Origin of the sequence: Parendozoicomonas haliclonae (assembly GCF_900174585.1) — a bacterium.
Taxonomy (GTDB): Bacteria; Pseudomonadota; Gammaproteobacteria; order Pseudomonadales; family Endozoicomonadaceae; genus Sansalvadorimonas; species Sansalvadorimonas haliclonae.
Map to the genome: position 1 here is coordinate 1 of NZ_FWPT01000027.1, position 3,542 is coordinate 3,542.

General features: G+C 44.6%; 2 protein-coding genes. Both read left to right on the forward strand.

Going from position 1 to position 3,542, the window contains the following annotated elements:
* Window positions 1-386 precede the first annotated feature (386 nt).
* Window positions 387-692 carry a hypothetical protein gene (locus EHSB41UT_RS24555; protein WP_133060657.1) on the forward strand — a complete coding sequence of 102 codons (306 nt, stop codon included), beginning with the start codon at window positions 387-389 and terminating at the stop codon, window positions 690-692.
* Window positions 693-2,516: 1,824 nt separating this feature from the next.
* Window positions 2,517-3,395: a hypothetical protein gene (locus EHSB41UT_RS24055; RefSeq protein ID WP_133060658.1), complete on the forward strand. Its 879-nt coding sequence runs from the start codon at window positions 2,517-2,519 to the stop codon at window positions 3,393-3,395.
* The last annotated feature ends 147 nt before the right edge of the window (window positions 3,396-3,542 follow it).

The window sequence follows — 3,542 nt, forward strand, 5'->3', positions numbered from 1 at the left end:
ATCGCTGTCACTATCCAGCATACTTGCACGTTCCGCAGCTGCAGCAGCGTGTAACAAGAGCTTGGTGTTCGTCGCTGCGCTCCTGGGACGCCTCCGGCGCCCCACAAGCAGGCGTTACCCGAGGTTAAGCATTAAAGGGATTGGTGAGTTGGGAGAAAGACAGGTGTGCCCTATTCCTGGGAATTAATTGATTAACGCACTCCGAAAAACACCAAATATTAAACATCGCAATATACGTCTCACAACGCTCAAACAAGCAGTCAAACATTGTGCAAAAAGCACGGTCACTGTCGTGCCAATCCCCGGGTAACAAGAGCTTCAAATGGGACGCCTCCGGCGCCCCATAAGCAGGCGTTATGTGTAAACTCAACATTTGAGTAAACTTGATGCAATTTAAAGAGCTTGCGCCACTTGTAGAGAAAATTGAATGCCTGAAAAATACCTCTGATGGGTCAGACATATATTTAGCAATCACTCGTAAAGTTGAATCTGCAAAGACACCATCAATGGCACAAAGTGTTTGTGAATACATAATATCAATGTGTCATCCCAGAGCCTGGGGAGATAGAGATGTATCCATTTTCAATGATTTATCAGAATGGTGTAAATTTCTCGCAGAATTGAGCAATTTGGCCACCTCGTGCTGGAATAATATAAGCTATAACAATGGTGCGAAAAAGCTCGAAAATTGATCGACCAACGACTGTTTAAATACATAAATATTTATCAGCAACCACCGTATAAATATTAACAATATCTTGTTCGTGCAATTTACACATAACAAGTGCGTCAAATGGGACGCCTGCGGCGCCCCTTACGCAGGCGTTATGCGTAGTTGTGCCATATGAATCGTGCCATCAAAACGATTATCGCCACGCCAACAAGTAGTTCAGTGAGAGCTGGCGTAAACGTTGATCGCAAACAAGTTCTTTTCCGTTGGGTAAATCGTGCCTGACAAGGTTCGTGCCTCACCAGCATCAACATCGTCGTTCATTAGTTTCCCATTTTGTGGCAAGGTTCATCTATCACTAGCACGCTCTAGCAACTTCACTGCTGCTAATTAAGTGCACAAAGCTGGCATAATCAACATGGTGCCATCTGGCGTACGCTATCGTGCGCAGCGGTAGCTTTGGTGCCACGCCAGTATCAAGTTCAGCAGCCTCACGGCCACGCATAACAAGCACATCAAGCGGGACGCCTTCGGCGCCCCGTATGTGGGCGTTGTGCGTCATGTCGCTATTTGAATTGTGCCTATCTTCTATATCGGGGAATTAACAGTTCAGTGCTCGCTGGCATAAACATTGTGCCAAACAAGTTCTTTTCCATCGGTTAAATCGTGCCAGGCAATGTTCGTGCAATGCCAGCGCCAATAACGTCTGTGCTGTTTTTATTCAGCTTGTGGCCAACGTCTGTGTTCATCTAAACGTTTTAGCATTTTCGCTACTGCGTGATTCGTGCCCGTAGCTGGCAAGATCAACATCGGGGTTTCTGGCTATTTCAGCCCTACCCGACAACAAACATTGTGCTAAAGCCAGTTATCACGCGCAGTGGTAACTTCACGGTGCGCACAACAAGCACATCAAGCGGGACGCCTTCGGCGCCCCGTATGTGGGCGTTACCCGAGGTTAAGCAGTAAAGAATTTGGGCAGTTCGGAGAAAGACAGGTGTGCCCCATTCCTGGAAATCAAATGATTATCGCACTCCGAAAAACACCAAATATTAAACATCGCAATATACGTCCCGCAACGCTCAAACAAACGGTTTAACACTGTGCAAAAAACACGGTCTCTGCCGTGCCACCCTCCGGGTAACAAGAGCTTCAAATGGGACGCCTCCGGCGCCCCGTATGTGGGCGTTACCCGAGGTTAAGCAGTAAAGGATTTGGGCAGTTCGGAGAAAGACAGGTGTGCCCTATTCCTGTAATCAAAATGATTATCGCACTCCGAAAAACACCAAATATTAAACATCGTAATATTCGTCCCGCAACGCTCAAACAAACGGTTAAACACTGTGCAAAAAACACGGTCTCTGCCGTGCCACCCTCCGGGTAACAAGAGCTTCAAATGGGACGCCTCCGGCGCCCCATAAGCGGGCGTTATGCGTAGTTGTGCCATTTGAATCGTGCCCATCAAAACGTTTATCGCCACGCCAACAAATAGTTCAGTGAAAGCTGGCGTAAACGTTCATCGCAAACAAATTCTTTTTCATCGGGTAAATCGTGCCTGACAAGGATCGTGCCACGCCAGCATCAACATCGTCGCTCATTATTTTTGCGTTTTGTGGCAAGGGTCATCAATCATCCGCACGTTCTGGCAACTTCACTGCTGCCAATTAAGTGCACAATGCTGGCATAATCAACATTGTGCCATCTGGCGTACATTATCGTGCGCAGCGGTAGCTTTGGTGCCACGCCAGTATCAAGTTCGGCCGTCTCACGGCCACGCATAACAAGCACATCAAGCGGGACGCCTTCGGCGCCCCGTATGTGGGCGTTATATTACTTAATCAACATCATCATGAACGATACAGTAGATTTAAATAAACTCTTTGAAGATATAGATAATAAACTTGCGGAGAAAAATACTCCGATAGAAGCTAGATACCTCATGGCTACCAAGGATGTAAGTCTATTTTTTAATGTATCTATACCTATATCACCAAATAATCCACTACCAGGTAATGAGCTTGGTAATATGCTGGCAAAAGAATTATGCAGCTGGTACGACCATAAATATGGTGACCGGCAAAAAATCTCTTGGAAGCTTGGAGAGTTTGTTCTAAAGATAAGGAATGATTTATGGTTATATAAAGTTCCTGTTTACTATGGAACATGTAACTTCTTTATAAATAAAAATTTAAGTGACTCTGGAGATAACTGTTCAGTTAATATCTTATGCATGTGTAAGAACATGACTCAGGTTTATGTGAACAACCTGACAAATGAAGAGCTTAATTACATAGCAGCATCATTTAACTTTTCACGCCAGTCATTTGAGATATTAAACCATTGGTCGAAGGTTAATCTTCCAATGTATTCAGCTTTAATGGCAGACCTTGAAAATGGTAGGCAACAGCTCATAACGAGACATGCTCATTATGGACAGGCAAAGTGGTCATATTTGCAATGTTTTGAAAAAATCATAAAAGGTTGGCTTCAAAAAGCAGATATTAGTTCCAAAGAAATCAGAAGCTTTAGTCATCATTTAGAGAAGGCGGTTTCAAAATTCAATCAAGTATATCGCCAAAATATAGATCCCAATTTGTATGAGTTAGTACAGTGTCCAGCCTCTGTCAGATATGATGAAGTGCCGACCAGCAAAGCAGAAGCTATAAAATCACAAAATGCAGTACTTTCTTTAATTCAACAGATAGGTTACTCCCCAACCGTAATATAACAAGTGCGTCAAGAAGGGACGAAACCTCCCCCGCTTTTGTGGACACCTCATCCCTAACGGAATGAGGTGAACTATGAGCACATACAGACACGACAAACCCACCCGGAAATACTCCAATGAATACAAGGTCAGTGCCGTTCGACTGAC